This is a genomic window from Pseudomonas sp. GYB4201 (assembly GCF_056312595.1).
This window is the reverse complement of sequence record NZ_JBWGIG010000001.1, coordinates 255,731-276,211: the sequence shown is the minus strand read 5'-3', so window position 1 is coordinate 276,211 and position 20,481 is coordinate 255,731. Positions and strand designations below refer to the sequence as shown.

The 20,481-nt window shown below is 65.3% G+C and carries 21 protein-coding genes and 1 pseudogene; 18 read left to right on the top strand and 4 right to left on the bottom strand.

All coding sequences use genetic code 11. The features are described from left to right. Positions 1-111 precede the first annotated feature (111 nt). From AC0Z2B_RS01235 to AC0Z2B_RS01170, 14 genes are all read left to right on the top strand, one after another. Positions 112-1,551: a lytic polysaccharide monooxygenase gene (locus AC0Z2B_RS01235; protein WP_476294836.1), complete on the top strand. Its 1,440-nt coding sequence runs from the start codon at positions 112-114 to the stop codon at positions 1,549-1,551. Between the two features lie 60 nt (positions 1,552-1,611). After that, entirely contained in the window at positions 1,612-2,121 is a 510-nt protein-coding gene (locus tag AC0Z2B_RS01230) for a cytochrome b (RefSeq protein ID WP_476294835.1), read from the top strand. Then, positions 2,121-2,600, top strand: coding sequence for a type II secretion system protein N (locus AC0Z2B_RS01225; RefSeq protein ID WP_476294834.1), 480 nt, complete (start codon positions 2,121-2,123; stop codon positions 2,598-2,600). The genes AC0Z2B_RS01230 and AC0Z2B_RS01225 overlap by 1 nt, the downstream gene beginning before the upstream one ends. After that, on the top strand, positions 2,597-4,438 hold the full coding sequence (gene gspD, locus AC0Z2B_RS01220; RefSeq protein WP_476294833.1) for a type II secretion system secretin GspD: 1,842 nt from the start codon (positions 2,597-2,599) through the stop codon (positions 4,436-4,438). Before AC0Z2B_RS01225 ends, gspD begins: the two co-directional genes overlap by 4 nt. After that, complete coding sequence (gene gspE, locus AC0Z2B_RS01215) at positions 4,435-5,883, top strand: type II secretion system ATPase GspE (RefSeq protein WP_476294832.1); 1,449 nt, start codon at positions 4,435-4,437, stop codon at positions 5,881-5,883. The genes gspD and gspE overlap by 4 nt, the downstream gene beginning before the upstream one ends. 2 nt (positions 5,884-5,885) lie before the next feature. After that, positions 5,886-7,076 (top strand): type II secretion system inner membrane protein GspF, encoded by a 1,191-nt coding sequence (gene gspF / locus AC0Z2B_RS01210; protein WP_476294831.1) that lies wholly within the window; start codon positions 5,886-5,888, stop codon positions 7,074-7,076. Further along, on the top strand, positions 7,076-7,510 hold the full coding sequence (gspG, locus tag AC0Z2B_RS01205; protein ID WP_476294830.1) for a type II secretion system major pseudopilin GspG: 435 nt from the start codon (positions 7,076-7,078) through the stop codon (positions 7,508-7,510). The genes gspF and gspG overlap by 1 nt, the downstream gene beginning before the upstream one ends. Continuing rightward, positions 7,507-7,974, top strand: a complete 468-nt coding sequence (gene gspH / locus AC0Z2B_RS01200; protein ID WP_476294829.1) for a type II secretion system minor pseudopilin GspH — start codon at positions 7,507-7,509, stop codon at positions 7,972-7,974. Before gspG ends, gspH begins: the two co-directional genes overlap by 4 nt. Further along, positions 7,967-8,311: a type II secretion system minor pseudopilin GspI gene (gene gspI / locus AC0Z2B_RS01195; protein ID WP_476294828.1), complete on the top strand. Its 345-nt coding sequence runs from the start codon at positions 7,967-7,969 to the stop codon at positions 8,309-8,311. The genes gspH and gspI overlap by 8 nt, the downstream gene beginning before the upstream one ends. After that, positions 8,304-8,825 (top strand): type II secretion system protein GspJ, encoded by a 522-nt coding sequence (locus tag AC0Z2B_RS01190; RefSeq protein WP_476294827.1) that lies wholly within the window; start codon positions 8,304-8,306, stop codon positions 8,823-8,825. The genes gspI and AC0Z2B_RS01190 overlap by 8 nt, the downstream gene beginning before the upstream one ends. Next, positions 8,822-9,508: a hypothetical protein gene (locus tag AC0Z2B_RS01185; RefSeq protein ID WP_476294826.1), complete on the top strand. Its 687-nt coding sequence runs from the start codon at positions 8,822-8,824 to the stop codon at positions 9,506-9,508. The genes AC0Z2B_RS01190 and AC0Z2B_RS01185 overlap by 4 nt, the downstream gene beginning before the upstream one ends. Continuing rightward, positions 9,505-10,557 carry a type II secretion system protein GspL gene (gspL, locus tag AC0Z2B_RS01180; RefSeq protein ID WP_476294825.1) on the top strand — a complete coding sequence of 351 codons (1,053 nt, stop codon included), beginning with the start codon at positions 9,505-9,507 and terminating at the stop codon, positions 10,555-10,557. The genes AC0Z2B_RS01185 and gspL overlap by 4 nt, the downstream gene beginning before the upstream one ends. Beyond that, entirely contained in the window at positions 10,554-10,985 is a 432-nt protein-coding gene (gene gspM / locus AC0Z2B_RS01175; protein WP_476294824.1) for a type II secretion system protein GspM, read from the top strand. Before gspL ends, gspM begins: the two co-directional genes overlap by 4 nt. A 90-nt stretch (positions 10,986-11,075) precedes the next feature. Continuing rightward, positions 11,076-11,591: a cytochrome b gene (locus AC0Z2B_RS01170; protein ID WP_476294823.1), complete on the top strand. Its 516-nt coding sequence runs from the start codon at positions 11,076-11,078 to the stop codon at positions 11,589-11,591. A gap of 157 nt (positions 11,592-11,748) precedes the next feature. Here the strand turns inward: AC0Z2B_RS01170 and AC0Z2B_RS01165 are convergent, their stop codons facing one another. Both AC0Z2B_RS01165 and AC0Z2B_RS01160 read right to left on the bottom strand, forming a co-directional pair. Continuing rightward, positions 11,749-12,024, bottom strand: a complete 276-nt coding sequence (locus AC0Z2B_RS01165) for a hypothetical protein (RefSeq protein WP_416422079.1) — start codon at positions 12,022-12,024, stop codon at positions 11,749-11,751. A 1,375-nt stretch (positions 12,025-13,399) separates the two neighbouring features. Next, complete coding sequence (locus tag AC0Z2B_RS01160) at positions 13,400-14,674, bottom strand: MFS transporter (protein ID WP_476294822.1); 1,275 nt, start codon at positions 14,672-14,674, stop codon at positions 13,400-13,402. A 120-nt stretch (positions 14,675-14,794) separates the two neighbouring features. Between AC0Z2B_RS01160 and AC0Z2B_RS01155 the strand changes: the two genes are divergently transcribed. The 4 genes and pseudogenes from AC0Z2B_RS01155 (at position 14,795) to AC0Z2B_RS01140 (ending at position 18,347) form a co-directional block, all read left to right on the top strand. After that, positions 14,795-15,688 (top strand): LysR family transcriptional regulator, encoded by an 894-nt coding sequence (locus AC0Z2B_RS01155; protein WP_416422081.1) that lies wholly within the window; start codon positions 14,795-14,797, stop codon positions 15,686-15,688. A 79-nt stretch (positions 15,689-15,767) separates the two neighbouring features. Further along, positions 15,768-16,532: pseudogene (locus tag AC0Z2B_RS01150) on the top strand (MCP four helix bundle domain-containing protein); the annotation flags it as partial. Continuing rightward, complete coding sequence (locus AC0Z2B_RS01145; protein WP_476294925.1) at positions 16,527-17,390, top strand: methyl-accepting chemotaxis protein; 864 nt, start codon at positions 16,527-16,529, stop codon at positions 17,388-17,390. The pseudogene AC0Z2B_RS01150 and the gene AC0Z2B_RS01145, both read left to right, overlap by 6 nt. Positions 17,391-17,567: 177 nt before the next feature. After that, positions 17,568-18,347, top strand: a complete 780-nt coding sequence (locus AC0Z2B_RS01140) for a ParA family protein (RefSeq protein ID WP_416422082.1) — start codon at positions 17,568-17,570, stop codon at positions 18,345-18,347. On the opposite strand, the gene trxC is transcribed toward AC0Z2B_RS01140, so the two are convergent. Together trxC and selO are read right to left on the bottom strand one after the other, a co-directional pair. Further along, entirely contained in the window at positions 18,344-18,778 is a 435-nt protein-coding gene (gene trxC, locus AC0Z2B_RS01135; protein ID WP_476294821.1) for a thioredoxin TrxC, read from the bottom strand. The genes AC0Z2B_RS01140 and trxC overlap by 4 nt on opposite strands. Before the next feature lie 194 nt (positions 18,779-18,972). Next, the gene (selO, locus tag AC0Z2B_RS01130) at positions 18,973-20,430 is read right to left on the bottom strand and encodes a protein adenylyltransferase SelO (protein ID WP_476294820.1); all 1,458 of its coding nucleotides are present in this window, start codon (positions 20,428-20,430) and stop codon (positions 18,973-18,975) included. Between the last annotated feature and the right edge of the window lie 51 nt (positions 20,431-20,481).

Genomic DNA, 20,481 nt, shown 5'->3' with positions numbered 1-20,481 from the left:
TGACGATTGCTAAGGACTTTTCCTTCAAGCATTAGGAAACGTCTGACAGTAGCGTCCTAGGACGCCTCCGTACACTCGTCCCTCTTCTGACCTGAACAGGGACGTATTGTCATGAACAACATTTTCAAGCCCGGTGCAGTGCTGGCTGCGGCCGGCATCGCACTGCTGGCCAGCCAGCAGGCGGCAGCCCACGGCTACATGAGCTATCCGCCTTCGCGGGCGAAACTGTGCCAAGAGCGCCTGAACACTGATTGCGGTGGCGCGCAGTATGAGCCTCACAGCGTCGGTGAAACCCCCAAGGGCTTTCCTGCCAGCGGCCCGGCAGACGGCAAGCTGGCCAGCGGCCCGGACCGCTTCGGCGCCATGGACGCCCAGTCCGGGACGCGCTGGCACAAAACTGAAATCACCGACCGCGATATCGCCTTCGACTGGCGCTTCACTGCCGCCCACCCCACCACGGGCTGGGAGTATTTCATTACCCAGCCAGGCTGGAACCCCAACGAGCCGCTGACTCGCGCAAGCTTCGACCTGACGCCGTTCTGCACCGTGGCCTTCGGCGGCGGCTTTCCTACCGGCGGTTCGAACGCCAACCCTGGTGACCTGGGGCAGAAACACTCATGCACCCTGCCTGCCGACCGCCAGGGCTACCACGTGATCCTGGGCGTGTGGACCGTGCATGACACCGGCAATGCCTTCTACAACGCCGTGGACGTGGACATCCAGACCGACCCCTATGACGATGGCTGGAAAAAGGTCGGCTCGTTCGCACCGTTGCCCCAACTGATCGCCGGCGACCAGGTGACGGCGCGCGCCTTCAGCAGTGCCGGGGAAAGCACCGATTATTCGGTGTCGCTGGAGATCGCCAGCAACGAACAGGGCCAGCAGGACACCTGGAGCCTGGCGCTGGCGCAGAAACTCAACGCCGCGCACCCGCTGGTGCGGGCCGGCCAGCGCAACGCTGAGGGCGTGATCGAAGCCCAGCGCGGCATGAACCTGCTCTACGCCCAGCCCGACAGCGACGTGGTCAGCTACCAGATGGACTTCCAACTGGTGGGCGACCCGCAGGCCTACGCGCGCCTGGAAGAGCTGCAGCCCGAGTATGAACTGCAGCAGGGCCGGATCGACGTTGACCTGAAGGTGGCCACCAACCGTAAGCTCAACGTCGACGTCACCCTGTTCGATGCCGAGCACAAGGCGGTGGGTAGCGTGCAGCAGGTGATCGATGCCACCACCGCGCCGCTGCGCATTGCCGTGCGCTCCAGCCCCGGTGCCCACCAGGCCAAGCTGATTGCGCGCAGCGACGATGGCCGTATCAACCTGCAGGCGCTGCACGACCTGACGTTGACCGGCGAGGCGGGCGGGGCTGATTACGACTACGTCTACGGCGAAGGCGTCGAGCATTACAAGGGCGGTACCACGGTGCTGCAGGCCAACGGCAAGGTCTACCGCTGCCTGTCCGACCAGCTCATGAGCTGGTGCCAGAACACCTCGCCCATTCATTACTCGCCGGGTGTTGGCCATGCCTGGCAAGAGGCGTGGGAAGAGCTCTGATCCTTGTTGCCGACCTGCCGGGTAAACGCTTGCCCGGCAACCTGCCTGAGTTAAGTTTTCATGACCCTACGTGTTTTCACCCCCCTGCAGGTCACCCTGCACTGGCTTTCGGCCGCCGTGATCTTGTGGGCGCTGTGCAGTGGCTTCCTGGTTGCCTTTGCTGATCTGCCGGCCCCGATCAAGATTTGGATCAGTGGTTTCAACGTTTCATTGACGACCTTGCTGACCCCGCTGTTTGCCCTGCGCATGGCCCTGGCCTGGCGCCACCGGCACCGGTGCGTGCAGGCCCCGGGCTTGATGGGCTATTTGGCGCGCCAGGCCCATCGTGCCTTGTACGCCGTTACCGCGTTGGTGCTGTTGACCGGGGTGCTGATGATGGATCGTGACATCGAAGTATTTGGCCTGCTGCGCCTGCCGGCGCTGGTAGACGACCCGCTGATGTTGCGGCGCTATCATGCTATCCACCTAAATGCCTGCGTGGTGCTCGCAGGCCTGCTGGTGGCGCACCTGGGCGCTGTGGTCATGCACCACTGGCGCCGCACGCCAGTGCTGCAGCGGATGTGGTTTTGATGGCCCGGCCCGCTGCGCTGCTTCAATTCCTCGCGCCCTTGTTGGTGGTGGGCTGGGCGGGCTGGCAAGGTGTGCAGGAGTATTACCTGCGCTTGCTGCCTGTGCCTGCGCCGCCCTTGACCATGCCGTCACCGGCGCCTGGCGCTTTCGATGGCGGGGACATCGCCCTGCTGTTCGGCCTGGGGCCGCAAGCGCCCGCCGGTGAGCCTGTTGCAAGCCATGACGTGAAGGCTATTCTGGCCGCCCGCGATGGCCAGGGCGTGGCCTTGATTGCCAGCGCGGGCCAGCAGCACCTGTATCGCGTGGGCGATGCCCTGCCATCGGGCGCGGTGGTGCGACGTATCGAGCCTGGCCGGGTCATCATCTGGCACGCTCGCCGTGAGCACACTCTCAGCCTGGCGGCCGCGCCGGCCTGGCTGGCCACCCGCGCGCCCGCAGAGGCGGTGCCACGTCATCTGCGCCAGGGTGGCAGGCCATGAAGCGCTGGCTTTGCCTGGTTGCCCTGGGCGTCTGCGGCCTGTGCCTGGCGCAGGATGAGCACTGGTACCTGAGCATGAAGGATGCCGAGCTGCGCGACGTGGTGCAGGAGATGTCCGCCATCCTGGGCACCACTATCGTCCTCGATTCGCGGGTGAAGGGCCGCATCAGCGTGCACTCGGACCTCGAGTTGGACCGCGCGGGTGTGCGCGAACTGTTCTATTCCGTGCTCGACACCCATGGCTTTGCGGCGGTGGCCGATGGTGAGCAGCTGCTGATCGTGCCGGCCAGCGAGGCCAAGGGGCGCTCGGGCAGTGAGGGCCGCAGCCAATTCGTCACCCGCGTAGTGCCCTTGGGCGCTGCCAGCGCGGCGGACTTGGCAGCGTTGTTGCGCCCGCTGGTCTCCGCCAACGGCTACCTGGGCCCTTCGGCCTCGGCCAATGCCCTGGTCATCACCGACGCGTCGCGCAACGTGCAGCGCCTGGTGGACATCGTGCAACGCCTCGACACCGGCGCCAACCTCGCCCACGACGTGGTCGAGCTGCGCCAGGGGCTGGCGACCGAGGTGGCCAGGGTCATCGAGCAATCCCTGGGCAAGGTGGGCAGCGAGGCCGGCAGCCAGGTGCTGGCCGACCCGCGCAGCAACCGCCTGATCATCATCGGCACCCAGCCGGCCCGCCAACGCCTGGTGCAACTGGCTCGCTCGCTGGATACCGGCGCCAGCCAGAAGACCGACAATTCACGGGTGGTCCGCCTGCGCCATGGGGATGCCGCACAGTTGGCCGAAGTGCTCGATGGCATCGCCCAGCAGATGGGCCAGGCCGTGCCAGCCGGGGCCGGCAAGGCCACGTTCAAAGCTGGGGGCGAGGTGATGGTGCGGGCCGACCAGAGCCAGAACGCCCTGGTGCTGATTGCGCCACCCCAGCAGCTGGACACCCTGGCGCGCATCATCGAGCAGTTGGACCAGCCGCGGGCACAGGTACTGATTCACGCAGCCATCGTCGAGATATCCGGCGACGTCAAGGAGGCCCTTGGCGTGCAGTGGGCGTTCAGTGGTGGCAGTGCGGGCGGTGCCATCAATTTCCCTGGCACAGGTATCAGCATTGGCTCGTTGCTGGGCAAGGGCGAAGTGAGCCTGCCGGAAGGGGCCGTGGTGGGGGCCGGCGGCGATCGTTTCGGCGTGCTGGTCAGCGCCCTGGCCAGCAGCAGCCACAACAACCTGCTGTCCACCCCCAGCCTGCTGACGCTGGACAACCAGCCCGCGGAAATCCTGGTGGGGCAGAACGTCCCGTTCCAGACCGGTTCCTACACCACATCCGGTAATGGCGCCGACAACCCGTTTACCACGGTCGAGCGCAAGGACGTTGGTATCAGCCTGAAGATACTCCCGCATATCAACGAAGGGGCCACCTTGCGGCTGGAGGTGGAGCAGGAAAGCTCCGAGATCGCCACGGTCGCCACCGGCAGCAAAGACCTGATCACCAACAAACGTGCGCTCAAGAGCACCATCCTGGCCGACGACGGCGAAATTATCGTCATCGGCGGGTTGATCAAGGACAGCCTGCGCCACCAGGAGTCGGGCGTGCCGCTGTTGCGCAGCATTCCCTGGCTGGGCGGTTTGTTCCGTTGGCGCAGCGAGGTGAAGGAAAAAACCAACCTGATGGTGTTCTTGCGCCCCACCATCGTGCGCGGCACGGACACCCTGGCGCGGTTCAGCCAGGGTAGCTACGACCAGTTGCGTGGCCCCGGCGACGGCTCGCCGCTGCTGCCCGGGCGGCTCGACCAGGTACTTGACGCGCCTACCGTAGACCTGCGGCGACGCAAGGGGGACGCGCCATGACCGTCCTGCCGTTCGCCTTCGCCCAGCGCTTTGGCGTGCTGCTACAGGGCAATGGCCTGTGGGTTCGCGAGGATGCGCCACTGACGGCCATTGCCGAGGGCTTGCGGCTGATGCCGGCAGGTGGCGCCTTGCAGGTGGTCAGCAGCGCGGACTTCGCCGCGCGCCTGGCGCAGTGCTATCAACGTGGCCAAAGCGCCGCCGAGCAAATGGCCCAGGGCCTGGACGGCGACCTGGACCTGCTGCGGGTAGCCGAGGCGCTGCCACGTACGGCGGATCTGCTGGAGCAGGAAGGGGACGCGCCGATCATCCGCCTGATCAATGCGCTGCTTGGCCAGGCAGTGCGGGAAAAGGCTTCGGACGTGCACCTGGAAACCTTCGAGCACAGCCTGGTGGTGCGCCTGCGCATCGATGGCCAGCTGCGCGAAGTGTTGCGGCCGCGGCGCGAGCTGGCCAGCCTGCTGGTGTCACGGATCAAGGTTATGGCGCGGCTGGATATCGCCGAGCGCCGCTTGCCTCAGGACGGGCGCATGGCCTTGCGCCTGGCGGGGCACGAGGTGGACGTGAGGGTGTCGACCTTGCCTTCCGCCCACGGCGAACGGGTGGTGCTGCGCCTGCTCGACAAGCAGGCCGGCCACCTCGACCTGGCGGCCCTGGGCATGGCCAGCGACACCCTCGCGCGTTGGCACGACGTGCTCGCGCGGCCCCACGGCATCGTGCTGGTGACCGGCCCCACCGGCTCGGGCAAGACCACCAGCCTGTATGCGGCGTTGCAGCAGCTCAACGACAGCACGCGCAACATCCTCACCGTCGAGGACCCGGTTGAATACCACCTGCCCGGTATCGGCCAGACCCCGGTCAACCCCCGTGTGGACATGACCTTTGCCCGTGGCCTGCGGGCCATTCTGCGCCAGGACCCGGACGTGGTCATGGTCGGCGAGATCCGCGACGCCGAGACTGCCCAGGTGGCGGTGCAGGCGTCGCTGACCGGGCACCTGGTGCTGTCCACCCTGCACACCAACAGCGCGACCAGTGCCGTTACCCGCCTGCTGGACATGGGCGTTGACGCCTACCTGCTGGCTTCGTCGCTGACCGCCGTGCTGGCCCAGCGGCTGGTGCGCACGTTATGCCCGGCCTGCAAGGTGGCCTATGTCGCACAACCGCCTGAGCTTGCCCGCCTGGCCTTGCCGCCGGGCAGCCAGCAACAGCTCTGCCGCGCCCATGGCTGCGACGACTGCCTGCAAGGCTACCGCGGGCGGCAGGGCATCTATGAGCTGTTGGTCATGGATACCCGCTTGGCCGCGCTTGTACATGCCGGGGCTGCCGAGGGTGAGTTGCTCAAGGTGGCGCGCCAGGCGGCGCCCAGCCTGTTCGACGATGGTCGGCGACTGGTGCTGGCCGGCCAGACCAGCCTCGACGAGCTGTTGCGCGTCAGCCGGGAAGATTGACCATGGCGCTTTTCAATTACCGTGCCCGAGGTGCCAACGGCCGCTTGCAGCGCGGCGAGCAAGCGGCCGATAGCGCCCGCCACGCTCGGCAATTACTGCGCGAGCGCGGCCTGGCCGTGGAGCACATGCAACCTGTGCAGCAACGCCGCCGGGGCGGAGGCTTGAGCGCGGGCCAATTGGCCCTGTTCACTCGCCAATTGGCCACCCTGGTACAAGCCTCGCTGCCGCTGGAAGAGGCCCTGGCCGCGGTGGCCGCGCAAAGCGCAAGGCCGGGACAGGCGAGCCTGGTCCAGGCGCTGCGCCTGCACATCATCGCCGGTCACGGCCTGGCGCAAGCGCTGGCCTGTCACCCGGGCAGTTTTCCCGAACTGTACCGCGCCGCTGTGGCCGCAGGCGAAAGCTGCGGCCACCTGGGCGCGGTACTCGAGCAACTGGCCGACTACACCCAGGCGCGTCTGCAGGCACGCCAGCGCATCCAGATGGCGCTGGTCTATCCCTTGATCCTGCTGCTGGCGTCCATGGCCATTGTGCTATTCCTGCTGGGCTTCGTGGTGCCCGACGTGGTGGCGATGTTCGCCGACAGCGGCCAGGCGCTGCCATGGTTGACGCGTGCGCTGATCGTGGTCAGCGACGCAGTGGCCGATCACGGCTGGCTTGGCCTGCTGCTGGGCGTCATGGCCGGGGTGGCGGCGGCCCTTGCCCTGCGCCGGCCTGGCGTGCGCCTGCGTTGGCACCAGTGGCTGTTGCGCGTGCCGCTGCTCGGCACCACGGTGCGTGCCATGGAAGCGGCACGTTTTGCCAGCACCCTGGCCATCCTCGGCCACAGTGCCGTGCCGTTGCTGGATGCCTTGCGCACGGCGGCCAGCGTGGTCGGCAACCTGAGCATGCGCGCGCGCCTGTTGCTGGTGGCCGAGGCCGTGCGCCAGGGCACCAGCCTGACCAGCGCCCTGGGCCAGGCGGACGACCTGCCGCCGATGATGCTGCACATGATCGCCTGTGGCGAACGGGTCGGGGAGCTCAACCCCATGCTCGAACGCGCCGCGCAACAGCAGGAAAGGCAGCTGGCCGCACAACTGGCCTTGCTGGCCAGCCTGTTCGAACCCCTGATGCTGGTGGTCATGGGCAGCGTCGTGCTGCTGATCGTCATGGCCATCCTGCTGCCCATTCTCAGCCTCAACCAACTGGTGACCTGATGCGAACCCGGCAACGTGGATTTACGTTGATAGAAATCATGATCGTGGTGGTGATCATCGGCGTGCTCGGCGCCCTGGTGGTGCCGCAATTCATGAGTAGGCCCGACCAGGCCAAGGCCACTGCAGCGCGCAGCGACCTGCAGGCCATCGCCACGGCGCTGGAAATGTACCGGCTCGACAACCACGGCTACCCCTCGACGCAGCAGGGGTTGCAGGCCCTGGTGCAGCGCCCGCTGGGGCAACCCGAGGCGCGCGCCTGGAACCCCCAGGGCTATTTGCGCCAGGTGCCGGTAGACCCCTGGGGCACCGCCTACCAGTACCGCAGCCCTGGGCAGCGTTCGCCCGGGCATTATGACCTGTACTCCCTGGGCGCCGATGGCGCGCCGGGTGGGGAGGGCATGGCCGCCGAGATCGGCAATTGGCAGCAACCATGAGCCGTCTGGCTATCCGTGGTTTTACCTTGCTCGAAACCCTGGTGGTCATTGTGCTGCTGGGAGTGCTACTGGGGATGGCCACGCTGGTTGCCGGGCCTTCGACGGGCCGGCAGGCTCGCGACCAGGCCACGGGCCTGCTGCAGGTGCTGCACGCGGCGCGTGAAGCCGCCGTGTTGGATGGGCGTGAATATGGGCTGCTGTTCAGGCACGACAGCTATCGCCTGCTGCGTTTGCAGCCCGATGGCTGGCAGCCGGTGGCACCTTTTCGCAGCGCCGGCAGCTTGCGCTGGACGCTGGCGCAAGGCGGCCTGCCAGTGGTGCTGGGGCCGGAACAGGATGTGCCACAGGTGTGGCTGCTCACCAGTGATGAGTACAGCCCCTTCGAGCTGCAGCTTGAGGCCGACGGCAAACCGCTGGTGGCCGTCATTGGCGATGGCCTGAACGAGCCTGCCTGGCATGAGTAATGAGCGCGGGTTCACCTTGCTGGAAATGATGGTGGCGCTGGCGGTGTTTGCCGCGCTGGCGACCGCCGTGCTGGGTGCCAGCCAGTTCAGCTTGCGCCAGGCCAGCCAGCTGCAAGAGCGCCAGTTCGCCCAGTGGATCCTGGACAACCATCTGGCGCACGTGTGGCTGGAGGCCCGTGGGCCGGGCAGCCTGGACGTACAGCGCATCGATTTTGCCGGGCGCCGCTGGCAGCTGCGGGCACGCCACGAGGGCGATAGCCTGCACCTGCAGCTGCGCTTGGAAGGTGACGAGAGCACCCTGCATACCTTGCACGCGTGGGTGCCCCGAGGTGGCTAGGCAACGGGGCTTTACCCTGCTGGAAATGCTGATCGCCCTGGCGCTGTTTGCCCTGTTGGGCGTGGCCTGCTGGCGCCTGTTCGACACGGTAGTGCGCGCCCAGCGCGCCAGTACCGAACAGGCCCAGGCGCTGCGCGGCCTGCAACGTGCGTTGGCGGTGGTGGAGCGTGACGTGTTGCACCTTGACCCTCGCTCCCTGCGCTTGGCTTCGGGGAGCCTGCAACTGATACGGGGTAACTGGCCAGCCCCTGCATCCTTGCAGCGCAGCGAATTTCAGGATGTGCGGTACCAGCTGGCGCAGGGCGCGCTGCTGCGCACGGGGTTGCAGCCCCAGGGCCAGCGCCTGCTGGCCAGTGTCGAGCGACTGCAGTGGCGCGTGCGCGACCACGAGGGCCACTGGCATCTGCGCTGGCCCAAGGGTACGCGCCGGCCGGTGGCGCTGGAGCTGAGCTTGTCCACCACTCGCCATGCCAATGTACGACGCCTGTGGTTGCTGCCGGTTGGCCCACCATGAAGCAGGGGCAGGCAGGGGTGGCATTGATTACCGTGCTGCTGGTCATGGGGCTGGCGCTGTTGCTGACGGCAGCGATGTTACGTGAGCAACGGCTGATGGTGCGCAGCAGCGCCCTGCAGTTGCACACCCTGCAACTGCGTCAGTGGGTGATCAGCGCAGAGGGCTGGGCCAAGGCGCAACTGCCGCGCCAGCCTGGCCCCGTGGCGAGCGGCCAGCAGTGGGCGCTGGCGCAGCCGCCGTGGCGTGCGCCGGGTGGGCTTGTGGAAGTGGCCATCGAAGACCTGGCCGGGCGGGTAAACACACCCTCGCAGGGGCCATCCCTCAGTGACAGGCACAATCCCCAGGTCAGCCATCTGCCACGGCATGTGGGGTTGAACATCAATACCGCGAGCCTGGATTCGATGCTGGCAAGCGGCCTTGCCCCGGAGGTGGCCCGGTGGTTGATCGCCGAACGGCCCCGCGATGGCTATTCCAGCGTCAAAGCTGCTTTCAACGGGCAGGTGCCGGCGGCTCCAGCCTTGAGCGTGACCAGCCGTTGGTTCCAGGTACGGGTGCGCGCGACCCTGGGCGACCATGGCCTGCTGCTGGTCAGCGATTTCGAACTGGCACGCAACGGTCGTGAACCGCTGCTGCGGCAAAGGCGGCTGTTACCCATCAGCGGCGCAGGGGGCTACTGGCCATGAGTACCTGGTTATATCTACTGCCTGCCGGCCTCGCCGATCCAGGCCCACAATGGCCATGCCTGCTGTACCGAGCCGGTGAGCCGGCGCGTCCGCTGTCGCTGGCCGACGCCGTGGGAAGCGGGCACATGCGGGTCGTGCTGCCCATGGAGATGTTCGGCTGGTTGCAGACGCAGCCATGGCCGGGGCGCCGGCCCTCGGCGCTGGCGGTGGCCTATGCGCTGGAGGAGCAGATAGCGGGCGATATCGACACCCTGCAGCTGTTCCTTACGCCCCCCGACGCCTTGCGCCGCCACTGCCTGTGGTTCACCGAGCGCACAAGGTTCGCCGCGCTGCTGGCGCTGTTGCGGCCCCTTAAGCCCGACAGCGTGTGTATCGACGCCGACCTGCTGCCCAAGGCGCTCCCCTGCGGGTGCTGGTGGGGCGGGCGCTGGTTGCTGGGCGGTGCACTGCCGGCACGCCTGGCGGTGCCGGCGAGCGGGCGCGAGGCGTTGCAGGCACACCTGCCCGCCGACATGACATGGCTGGACGCCGAGGAACACTGGGCGCCTTCCGCGCCTGGGTTCGATGTGCTCGGCGGCAAAGGGCGGGCCTGGGCCTGGCCTTGGCGCAGCCTGGTGGCCAGTGCCGCGCTGATGTGGCTGCTGGCGGGTGTCTTCACAGCCCTGCGCACGCAACACGTCGACCACCAGCTACAAGCGTTATCCACTGCCAACGAACTGCGCTTCGGCCAACTGTTACCGCAGCACGCGCACGTTAGCGATGTGGCGACCCGCTTGCGCATTGCCGCGCAGCCGCCCACCGCCAGCGCCGGCACCGACATGGTTCGGCTGATGACGCTGGCAGCGTCACTGGCGGGTAGCGCCGACCTGCAGCTGCAACGTATTACCCTGCGCCCTGGGCAGGGCTGGACCCTGGACGTCAGTGTCAGCCACCTGCAGGCGCTGGAACAGCTCAAGGCCCGCAGCCCGCTGCCGGTCCAGGTGCGCAGCGCCACCCAGGAGCAAGGGCGGGTGCAGGCCACCCTGGATGTGGAGGGGGTACAGCCATGAAAGGCTACTGGCAACGACGCTCCGCACGTGAGCGGCAATGGCTGAAAGGGGCGGCGCTGTTGCTGGCCGCAGTCACTGGCTACCTGGGCCTGTGGCTGCCTGCGCACCAGCATTTGGCCACCGTGCAGGCGCGTTATCAGCAACAGCTGCAATTGCAGCGGGTGCTGGCGTCAGTCGAGGCCCAGCACGGGCAGCCTGCGCCCGCCTCACTGGCCAGCCTTGTGAGTGAAAGCGCGCAGCGGCGTGCGGTGCTGGTACGCGAGATGAGCCTGGCCGCCGGCAGCCTGCGCCTGGCCGCGAGCGGCGAAGCGCTGGCCTTGTTGGCGTGGCTGGCGGAGCTGGAGCAGGCGGGAGCACAGTGGCAGAGCCTGGTACTGACCCGCGAGGAGGAGGGGCTGTTGGTGCGCATGAGCCTGGACGACGGCTGAACCGTTGCTTTTCAAATGCAAAGGGTTACCATTACAATTTGTGCGATAATATCCATTCGCCATCATCTTGTTTTGTAACCCGCGACCGCCATGAAGCCAGCCCATTACACATTTACCCAGATCGGCCTGCACTGGCTGTCGGCCCTGTTCATCCTCTGGGCGCTGGTGATGGGCTTCTCGGTGATGCTCCTCGACGTCACCCCAGGCTTCAAGGCCACCATCGCCGGCCTCAACGTGTCGCTGTCGATCCTGTTCATCCCGGTATTCGCCCTGCGCACCTGGCTGCGCCTGCGCCACCTGCATGACCACGGCCACCGCCCCGGCGAGCGCCTGGCCGGGGTTATCCACAATGTCATCTATGCCGTCACCGCCCTGGTGCTGCTGACCGGCGTGCTGATGATGGACCGGCCCATCCAGGTGTTCGACTGGGTGACCTTGCCACAGCCCATCCTCGACCCCGTGTGGGACCACCGCTTCCACACCCTGCACGCCGCCTGCAATGCCCTGCTGGGCATGCTGGTAGCGCTGCACGTGCTGGCGGTGGTCAAGCATGAAGCGCTGGGCAAGCCGGTGCTGCGGCGCATGTGGGTAGAAGCGCGTCCGTAACCCCCGACGCGGCCTCGCGGCCGCTGCTACACAGATTCCCTGTAGCCGCTGCCGCCAGGCTGCGCTGGCCCTTTTCCACGCTGAAGATCTTGAGTGTACTCAGGGGCCAGCGCAGCCTAACGGCAACGGCTACGCACACCTTCGCGCATCGCCCCTATCAGCGCAGGGTTTCGCCGGCGTGGCTGCGCTGGTCCAGGGTGTTCAGCGCCGCGCAGCCGGGCTCCAGCAGCAGGTAGGCGGCCAGGGCGAAGTGGCTCAGGTCGGCGTCCTCGGTGTTGCGCGCGCTCATGCAGGCCAGGCCCTTGAGCATGTTGTTGGCGGCGCGCATGCGCAGCTCGGTGAACTCGAGCAGGTCGGCCATGGGTGCCTCGGTGTCCAGGTGCAGGACGGGGGTGGCGGTGAAGTTGCTGGTCAGTGCAAGAAAACGCGACATTCGAAAATCTCATTTGAAGTGATTGAGGCCGCCCAGCGAATCAGTTTGGGTGGCAGCTGCGTACGGGTTAGCAGACCGGTCACACTCATCCCGGCGCACCCGAAGGTGCCCCGCCCGCAGCTGCCATAGTCGAAATGAGGGCGAGCGAAAACACCTCGAATCGAAAAGCGAGTTGCGAAAGATAAATGTGATCTGGACTGCTAAATCCAAGCCGCAAAAACGCGGCCGCCGGCACTATGCGGCCACGATTCCCCCTCAACAACCCCATTTCCGGCCTTTAGGAAACGTCCTGCAAGACTCTCGGATCATATAAAGGATTTGTAGGAAATGCCTGTGTGGGGGAGTGAGCAGATGTAACGTGGCTGGGCACAAAAAAGGCGGCCTAGAGGCCGCCTTCAATGCATTTTCGGGTATTGGCTGTTTATTCAACTCGTGGTGGGAATAACAAATAATCGAGAAGTGTCCTACCTGATCCAAAGACTTGCCCTATTGAAATTCCTTAAATATCAGCGGCCGTTTTATTTGAAGGTGTTCGCTACACGCTGTGTTGCAAATTAGCTTTTGGTTTGTGGCTCCGAGAGTTCAGAGCCCCTTGAGGCCCGTGCCACAATAGGAAATTCACCCGAAGTCTTCCAGTCGTGGAGTGGGCTGTGCTGTGTGCGCAAAATTATTGATGGAATTGGAATTTTCAACGTTAGACAAAGACTTTACTGTGCCTCATCCTGAGACTGGTAAAGAAAGCTATGGTTACATATCGAGTTACAAAAGCCGCAACTTGACCCTACCCGGCGGAGACATTTATCTGCGTGCCGGGAGGCATTTTGGAATCAATAATGGCTTTGGAGTCAACCATATCTGGGGGAGCCACGCCCACGAACTGGCCAAATGGGGGTGTGTCGGAATCCAAGGCATTCCCCGCTATGTGGCGAGCATCCTCATGCCGGGGGCGCAAGTTCTGTGTGAGTTTCATCAGACCAAGGAAGGGTATCGCTTGACAGTTGTGAGGGGCGCGAAAGGGTGCGTAATTCTGTCTCCACAGACTGATCGGAATGATGAGAATTATTATTCTGTAATCACAGCTTACAAAATCCACAGGAGTCGTAGCGCCACGAATGTTGGAAAGCTGAAAACAAAAAAGGCGCCTTAGGCGCCTTTTTCTAAATCATTCGGGCTGGTAGTCGCAGCGCTCGCTTAGCACGTCCGGCAAAAACCGAAAGGGGTCGAAAGCCAACCGTTGTTGCTGGTTGCCGCTACCACAAGGCTGGCGAGCCCTGCACATCCACAGTATTGAACCAATATCGCCGTGATGTTCAATACCCCTGCTCTATAAGAGCCCGAGCCACTAGCTTATCAAGGGCTGGCAATTGCAGCAACCTCACTTCCCTCCAACCCCCAACGGCGCCAGCCGCGCCAACCGCGCCGCCACCGCCAACGCCACCACCAGCAACCCACCAATAAACACTCCAACCCCATTCCACCCCGCATAGTTCCACGCCACCCCACCCAGGGTGCCCGCCACGCTGGAGCCTACGTAGTAGCTGAACAGGTACAGCGACGAGGCCTGGCCCTTGGCCTTGGTGGCGCGGCGGCCGATCCAGCTGCTGGCCACGGAGTGGGCGCCGAAGAAGCCGAAGGTGAACATCAGCATGCCGACGATGATCACCGGCAGCGGGCTCAGCAGGGTGGCCAGCAGGCCGGCGAACATCAGGGTGATGCTCATCCAGAACACCCTGCGGCGGCCGTGCTGGTCGGCCAGGGCGCCGACCTTGGCCGAGCTGTAGATGCCCGCCAGGTACACCACCGACAACAGGCCCACCAGCGCCTGGCTCATGTGGTACGGGCCGGCCAGCAGGCGGTAGCCAATGTAGTTGAACAGCGTGACGAAGGCGCCCATCAGCAAGAACGCTTCCAGGAACAGCCACGGCAGGCCGGCGTCCTTGAAGTGCATGGTGAAGCCTTCCAGCAGGCCGCGCGGGTTCATTTTGCGTGGGCGGAAGTTGCGCGATTCGGGCAGGATCTTCACGAACACCAGCGCGGCAACCAGGGCCAGGGCGCCGATCACCAGCATTGCCGTGTGCCAGCTGACGAAGTCGATGAGCACGCCGCTGATCAGCCGCCCGCTCATGCCGCCAATGGCGTTGCCGCCGATGTACAAGCCCATGGCCAGGCCGATGTGCTGCGGGTGGATCTCTTCGCTCAGGTAGGTCATGGCCACCGCGGCCAGGCCGCTGAGGGACAGGCCTGTCAGTGCGCGCATCACCAGCACGCCCTGCCAAGTGGGCATCATGGCGCTGGCCAGGGTGCACAGGGCGGCGGCGAACAGGGCGAAGACCATCACCGGCTTGCGGCCGATGGCGTCGCTGATGGGCCCAGTGATCAGCAAACCGATGGCGAGCATGCCGGTGGACACCGACAGGATCAGGCTGCTTTGCGCCGCGTTGATGGCGAACTCCTTGGAAAGAATCGGCATCATCGGCTGCACGCAGTACAGCAGCGCGAAGGTGGCGAAGCCGCCGGAGAACAGCGCCAGCACGGTGCGCATGAACAGCGGCGTGCCTTTCTCGATGTAGGCTTCGCTCAAGTGCGTGGCAACATCGGCGAGGGAAGTGGGGGGCGTTTCGGAGTGCTGGACGGCAGCGGCAGTTTTCACGCGGGGCCTCGAAAGGTGCGGCAGAAGTGGCAATGAGAAAAAGCATATAGCTGGCTAATTATTCTTTCCAATATATTGTTCGACCCATTTGATAGCTTTAACGACCTATTCGAGGCCGCCATGGAACTGCGACACCTGCGTTACTTCATCGCCGTGGCTCAAGAGCTGCATTTTGGCCGTGCCGCCGAGGTGCTGGGCATCTCGCAACCGCCCCTGAGCCAGCAAATCCAGGCGCTGGAGCAGGAGCTGGGCGCACGCCTGTTCGAGCGTACCAACCGTCGGGTGGCGCTCAGCGAGGCCGGGCGGCTGTTCCTGGAAGAGGCGCGGCTGGTGCTGGCCCAGGTGGACAAGGCCGCCAACGTGGCGCGCCGCGCGCAGCTGGGCGAACTGGGCGAGATGAAGATCGGCTTCACCTCGTCGGCGCCGTTCAACTCCGGCATTCCCAAGGCCATCTACGCGTTCCGCCAGGCCTTCCCGGCGGTGCACCTGAACCTGGAGGAAATGAGCAGCGTGGGCGTGGCGGAGGCGCTGGTGGACGAGACCATCGAAGTGGGCCTGATACGGCCCCTGCCGTTGCCCGACTCGCTGACCTGGGTCGAGCTGTTCAGCGAACCGCTGGTGGCCGTGCTCAACGCCGACCACCCGCTAGCCCAGGGCAGCGAAGCGGGGCTGTACATGAACGCCCTGGCGCAGGAGCCGTTCGTGTTTTTCCCGCGCAGCTACGGTAGCGGCCTGTACGCGCAGCTGATCAACCTGGCGACCCAGGCCGGCTTCAGCCCGCACTTCGCCCAGGAGGCTGGCGAGGCCATGACCATCATCGGCCTGGTGTCGGCCGGCCTGGGCGTGTCGGTATTGCCGGCCTCTTACCAGTCCATGCGCATCGAAGGTGTGGTCTACCGCACCCTGCTCGACCCCGAGGCCATCACCTCGGTGTGGCTGGTGCAGCGCAAGGCCAACACCTCGGCCATGGCCAAGGCGTTCGTGGACATTGTGACCCGGCAATCAAGCCCTTGATAAATGGTCGAAATGGTCCGTTCAAGTTGTCGCACCCCAGGCCGATGACTTCAGGGCGAGTTATCCCCCTGGAGTCCCTATGAACGTCCGTCAGCTGCGCATCTCGACCCGTGCCTTCCTCAGTTTCGGCCTGATCAGCCTGTTGATGCTGGGCTTTGGCATCTTCTCCATGAACCAGATCACGCACATGCGTGAAGCCGTGATTCATACCGAGGACGTGTCCCACGCCGGCACCCGGTGGCTGGGCAGCATTCGTGACAACTCCCTGGGCATTCGCGTGCTCACCTTCCGTCTGATGCTCAACCGCGACCCTGCGCAGCTGCGCCCGGCCCTGGACCGCATGACCTTCCTGCGCGGCGAGCTGGACAAGGCGCTGCAGGGCTACACCCCGATCGTGCCGGACGCCGCCCGTTCGGCGTTCGCGCAGATGCAAAGCGTGGTGGGCCGCTATCAGGAGCAGCTGTCGCGCTACCAGGCGCTGTCTGACCAGGGCGACACCCAGGGCATGCTGGCGCTGCTCAACGGCCCCATCCAGGACCTGTCCGACCAGACCGGCAACCTGTTCAACGAGCTGGTGAAGATCAACCTGCAGGAATCCGGCCTGTACACCGCCGCCGCCAAGGCCCGCTACGAGACCGCCATGCAGACCACCATCGTGGTGCTGGTGATTGTCTTCCTGCTGACCGTGGTGCTGGCCTGGATGCTGACCCGCAGCATCGTCAAGCCGCTGGAAGAAGCGGTGACCGCCGCCGGCCGTATCGCCCAGGGCGACCTCACTGGCCGTATCAACGTCGATGGCGAAGACGAAGCCGCCGCGCTGCTGCGCTCGCTGGTGGCCATGCAGAAGAGCCTGACCGACACCCTGCGCCTGATCGGCGACTCGTCGCACCAGCTGGCGGCGGCGTCGGAAGAAATGACCGCCATCACTAACCAGACTTCGGGCGACCTGAACAACCAGAACGCCGAGATCCAGCAGGCCGCCACCGCGGTCAACGAGATGACCGCGGCAGTGGAAGAAGTGGCGCGCAACGCCGTCTCCACCGCCGACGCTTCCAGCGCCTCTACCCGCACCGCCCAGCTGGGCCGTGAGCGCGTCGACACCACGATCATCGCCATCCAGCGCATGGGTGAGCGCGTCGAAGACGCCTCCGAGCAGGTCAAGGAACTGGCCGCCCACTCCCAGGACATCGGCAAGATCCTCGACGTGATCCGTGGCGTGGCCGAGCAGACCAACCTGCTGGCGCTGAACGCCGCCATTGAGGCCGCCCGTGCCGGCGAGGCGGGCCGCGGCTTCGCCGTGGTGGCCGACGAAGTGCGCGCCCTGGCCGGCCGCACGCAAACCTCCACCCAGGAAATCGAGCAGATGGTCGCGGCCATCCAGCAGGGCACGGCCAAGGTGGTCGAGACCATGCAGGCCAACAACGACCAGGCGCTGTCGACCCTGGACACCGCCAAGACCGCCGGCACCGCCCTGGACGAAATCGCCGCGGCGATCTCGTTGATCCACGAGCGCAACATGGTCATCGCCAGCGCCTCGGAAGAACAGGCCCAGGTGGCACGCGAAATCGACCGCAACCTGGTCAACATCCGCGACCTGTCGATCCAGACCTCGGAAGGCGCCGGCCAGATCGACGAAGCCAGCCAGTCGCTGTCGGGCCTGTCCCATGACCTGAAGAACATGGTGGGGCGCTTCCAGCTCTGACCCCGCCCCTGTAGCAGCGGCCGCAGGCCGCGTCCGCCATCGATCTACCACGCCAGCGTGGTTGTGACGCGGCCTGCGGCCGCTGCTACGGGATGCGAGATATCCGTTCAAAGGTGCTGGCCGCCGTGCCACCAAGCCATCTACACTCGGGCATTCACTGGTACACGGAGGTTTTCCATGCGGCGCGTGGTGTTCAATCAGAAAGGTGGCGTTGGCAAATCGAGCATCGCTTGCAACCTGGCGGCGGTCAGTGCCCAGGAGGGCTATCGCACCCTGCTGATCGACCTGGATGCACAAGCCAACTCGACCCATTACCTGACCGGGTTGACGGGCGAGGACATCCCCATGGGCATCGCCGACTTCTTCAAGCAGACCCTGTCCTCCGGGCCGTTCGCCAAGAAGAACACGGTGGATATCTACGAAACGCCCTTCGACAACCTGCACGTGGTCACCGCCACGGCGGAGCTGGCTGACCTGCAGCCCAAGCTGGAAGCCAAGCACAAGATCAACAAGCTGCGAAAGCTGCTGGATGAGCTGGCCGAAGACTACGACCGTATCTACATCGACACGCCGCCGGCGCTGAATTTCTACGCGGTTTCCGCGCTGATCGCCGCCGATCGCGTGCTGATTCCCTTCGACTGCGACACCTTCTCGCGCCAGGCGCTGTACGGCCTGATCGCCGAGATCGGCGAGCTGCGCGACGACCACAACGAAGACCTGGAAGTGGAAGGCATTGTCGTCAACCAGTTCCAGGCCCGCGCCAGCCTGCCCCAGCAGATGCTTGACGAACTGATCGCCGAAGGTCTGCCGGTGTTGCCTGTGTACCTGACAAGCTCGGTGCGCATGCGCGAATCACACCAGGCCAGCATGCCGCTGATCCACCTGGACCCACGGCACAAGCTGACCCAGCAGTTCGTCGAACTGCACCAGCTGCTGGAAGCCAACGCTGCGGCTTAAATGCCCTGGCTGTTGAGCCACGCCAGCAGCTGCGGCAACGGGAACGCGCCGCTCTGGCGCGCCACTTCGCGACCGTGCTTGAACAGGATCAGGCTGGGGATCGAACGAATGTTCAATTGCCCGGCCAGCTGCTGGTTGGCCTCGCTGTCCAGTTTGGCCAGGCGGCAGCGGCCGCTCAGTTGGCCGGCGGCCTGCTGGAAGATCGGTGCGAAGGATTTGCATGGCCCGCACCACTCCGCCCACACGTCCACCAACAGCGGCAGGTCGCCCTTGATCTGGCTGGCATAGTCGCCTTGGGCCAGGTCGAACGGTGCGGCCAGGATGACCTGGCCCTTGCAGCGCCCGCACTTGGGCGAATCGCCCAGGCGCTCGGCGGGTATGCGGTTGAGGCCGTTGCAGTGCGGGCAGGGGATGACCAGGGGTTCGGACATGGTGGCTCCAGATTTGGCATTTTGCTGATTCTACCGTTAAGCGAATCCCGTAGCAGCGGCCACAGGCCGCGTCAGCGACTGCGTATACCCCATGAATCGCGTCGCCTGCATCGCGGCCAAGGCCGGCTCCTACCTCGAACGGCGTAGGAGCCGACTTTAGTCGCGATGCAGGCGACGCCATTTCCAGGGGTCGATCACGAGGAGCAACTGATTTCGAGGTGCTTGCCCCACTCCGGCGGCCGCTGGGCGTAGGCGTCCATGCCTTCCTGCGCTTCGAACGGCCGGGTCAGCACCTGGTGCAGCCGGCGCACTTCTTCGTAATCCCCTTGCTGGGCTGCATCGATCGCTTTCTGCGCCAGGTAGTTGCGCAGCACGTACAGCGGGTTCACCGCGTGCATGCGCGCAGTACGCCCGGCGTCGTCGCCATCGCGGGCAGTACGTTGCAGATAATCGGCGGCCCAGCGGTCGAAGCCCTCGCGGTCGACGAAATCGTCGCGCAGCACCGCCACGGCGGCCGCCGCTGGCTGGTCGCCCAGGCGGCGGAAGAACAGGTTGTAGTCCACGCCGCTGTTCTGCATCAGCCGCAGCAGGCTTTCGACCATGGCCTTGTCGCCGTCTTCGGCGCGGGTGAAGCCCAACCGGCGGCGCATCAGGTCCAGGTAGTGGGCCTCGTACAGCGGCAGGAACAGCTCCAGGGTTTCGCGCAGGGCCTCGACGCTGATGAACGGTGTCAGCGCCTGGGCCAGCGCGCTGAGGTTCCAGTGGGCGATGGGCACCTGGTTGCTGAAGCTGTAGCGGCCCTGGTCATCGGAGTGGTTGCAGATGAAGTTGGCGTCGAAGTCATCGAGGAAGGCGAACGGGCCGAAGTCGAAGGTAATGCCCAGGATCGACATGTTGTCGGTGTTCATCACCCCGTGGCAGAAGCCATAGGCCTGCCACTTGGCGATCAGCTCGGCGTTGCGTTCCAGCACGCTGCGGAACATGGCCAGGTACGGCTCGGGCTGCTCCAGGCATTCGGGGAAGTGCATGGCCAGCACGTGCTCGCCCAGCACCTTGGCCTGCTCCGGCTGCTTGGTGTAGTAGAAGTATTCGAAGTGGCCGAAACGTATGTGGCTCGGCGCCAGGCGCAGCAGCATGGCGCCGCGCTCCTGGGTTTCGCGCCATACCGGGGTGTCGGAGCCGATCACGCACAGCGCGCGGCTGCTGGGGATGCCCAGGGCATGCAGCGCTTCGCTGGCAAGGAACTCGCGGATCGACGAGCGCAGCACCGCGCGGCCGTCGCCCATGCGCGAATAGGGGGTCAGGCCGGCGCCCTTGAGGTGCAGGTCCCAGTGCTGGCCTGCGTCGTTGTAGACCTCGCCCAGCAGCAGCCCGCGGCCGTCGCCCAGGCGCGGGCTGTAGCCACCGAACTGGTGCCCCGAATACACCATCGCTCGCGGGTCAGCCTCGGCCCACAGCTTGTGGCCGCCGAACAGCTGGGCGAAGGTGGGGGAGTGGGCCTCGGTAGGGTCCAGGTCGAGCAGCGCCATGGCCGCATCGCTGGCCACCACCAGGCGCGGGTTGTCGAGGGGGTCGGGCAATACCGAGGTTGAGAACGCATCGCCCAGGCGGGCGAAGCGGTTGTCGAAGGTCAGTTCGTCGAGGGCTTTCAACGGCCATCTCCAGCAGAATGTCCGAGCATTCTGCTGGGGGATGGCCATGGC

Bases quoted from the DNA above. Each gene is read 5' to 3' on its own strand.
- AC0Z2B_RS01235 (WP_476294836.1), top strand. From the start codon at position 112: ATGAACAACATTTTCAAGCCCGGTGCAGTGCTGGCTGCGGCCGGCATC.
- AC0Z2B_RS01230 (WP_476294835.1), top strand. From the start codon at position 1,612: ATGACCCTACGTGTTTTCACCCCCCTGCAGGTCACCCTGCACTGGCTT.
- AC0Z2B_RS01225 (WP_476294834.1), top strand. From the start codon at position 2,121: ATGGCCCGGCCCGCTGCGCTGCTTCAATTCCTCGCGCCCTTGTTGGTG.
- gspD (WP_476294833.1), top strand. From the start codon at position 2,597: ATGAAGCGCTGGCTTTGCCTGGTTGCCCTGGGCGTCTGCGGCCTGTGC.
- gspE (WP_476294832.1), top strand. From the start codon at position 4,435: ATGACCGTCCTGCCGTTCGCCTTCGCCCAGCGCTTTGGCGTGCTGCTA.
- gspF (WP_476294831.1), top strand. From the start codon at position 5,886: ATGGCGCTTTTCAATTACCGTGCCCGAGGTGCCAACGGCCGCTTGCAG.
- gspG (WP_476294830.1), top strand. From the start codon at position 7,076: ATGCGAACCCGGCAACGTGGATTTACGTTGATAGAAATCATGATCGTG.
- gspH (WP_476294829.1), top strand. From the start codon at position 7,507: ATGAGCCGTCTGGCTATCCGTGGTTTTACCTTGCTCGAAACCCTGGTG.
- gspI (WP_476294828.1), top strand. From the start codon at position 7,967: ATGAGTAATGAGCGCGGGTTCACCTTGCTGGAAATGATGGTGGCGCTG.
- AC0Z2B_RS01185 (WP_476294826.1), top strand. From the start codon at position 8,822: ATGAAGCAGGGGCAGGCAGGGGTGGCATTGATTACCGTGCTGCTGGTC.
- gspL (WP_476294825.1), top strand. From the start codon at position 9,505: ATGAGTACCTGGTTATATCTACTGCCTGCCGGCCTCGCCGATCCAGGC.
- gspM (WP_476294824.1), top strand. From the start codon at position 10,554: ATGAAAGGCTACTGGCAACGACGCTCCGCACGTGAGCGGCAATGGCTG.
- AC0Z2B_RS01170 (WP_476294823.1), top strand. From the start codon at position 11,076: ATGAAGCCAGCCCATTACACATTTACCCAGATCGGCCTGCACTGGCTG.
- AC0Z2B_RS01165 (WP_416422079.1), bottom strand. From the start codon at position 12,024: ATGTCGCGTTTTCTTGCACTGACCAGCAACTTCACCGCCACCCCCGTC.
- AC0Z2B_RS01155 (WP_416422081.1), top strand. From the start codon at position 14,795: ATGGAACTGCGACACCTGCGTTACTTCATCGCCGTGGCTCAAGAGCTG.
- AC0Z2B_RS01145 (WP_476294925.1), top strand. From the start codon at position 16,527: ATGCAGAAGAGCCTGACCGACACCCTGCGCCTGATCGGCGACTCGTCG.
- AC0Z2B_RS01140 (WP_416422082.1), top strand. From the start codon at position 17,568: ATGCGGCGCGTGGTGTTCAATCAGAAAGGTGGCGTTGGCAAATCGAGC.
- trxC (WP_476294821.1), bottom strand. From the start codon at position 18,778: ATGTCCGAACCCCTGGTCATCCCCTGCCCGCACTGCAACGGCCTCAAC.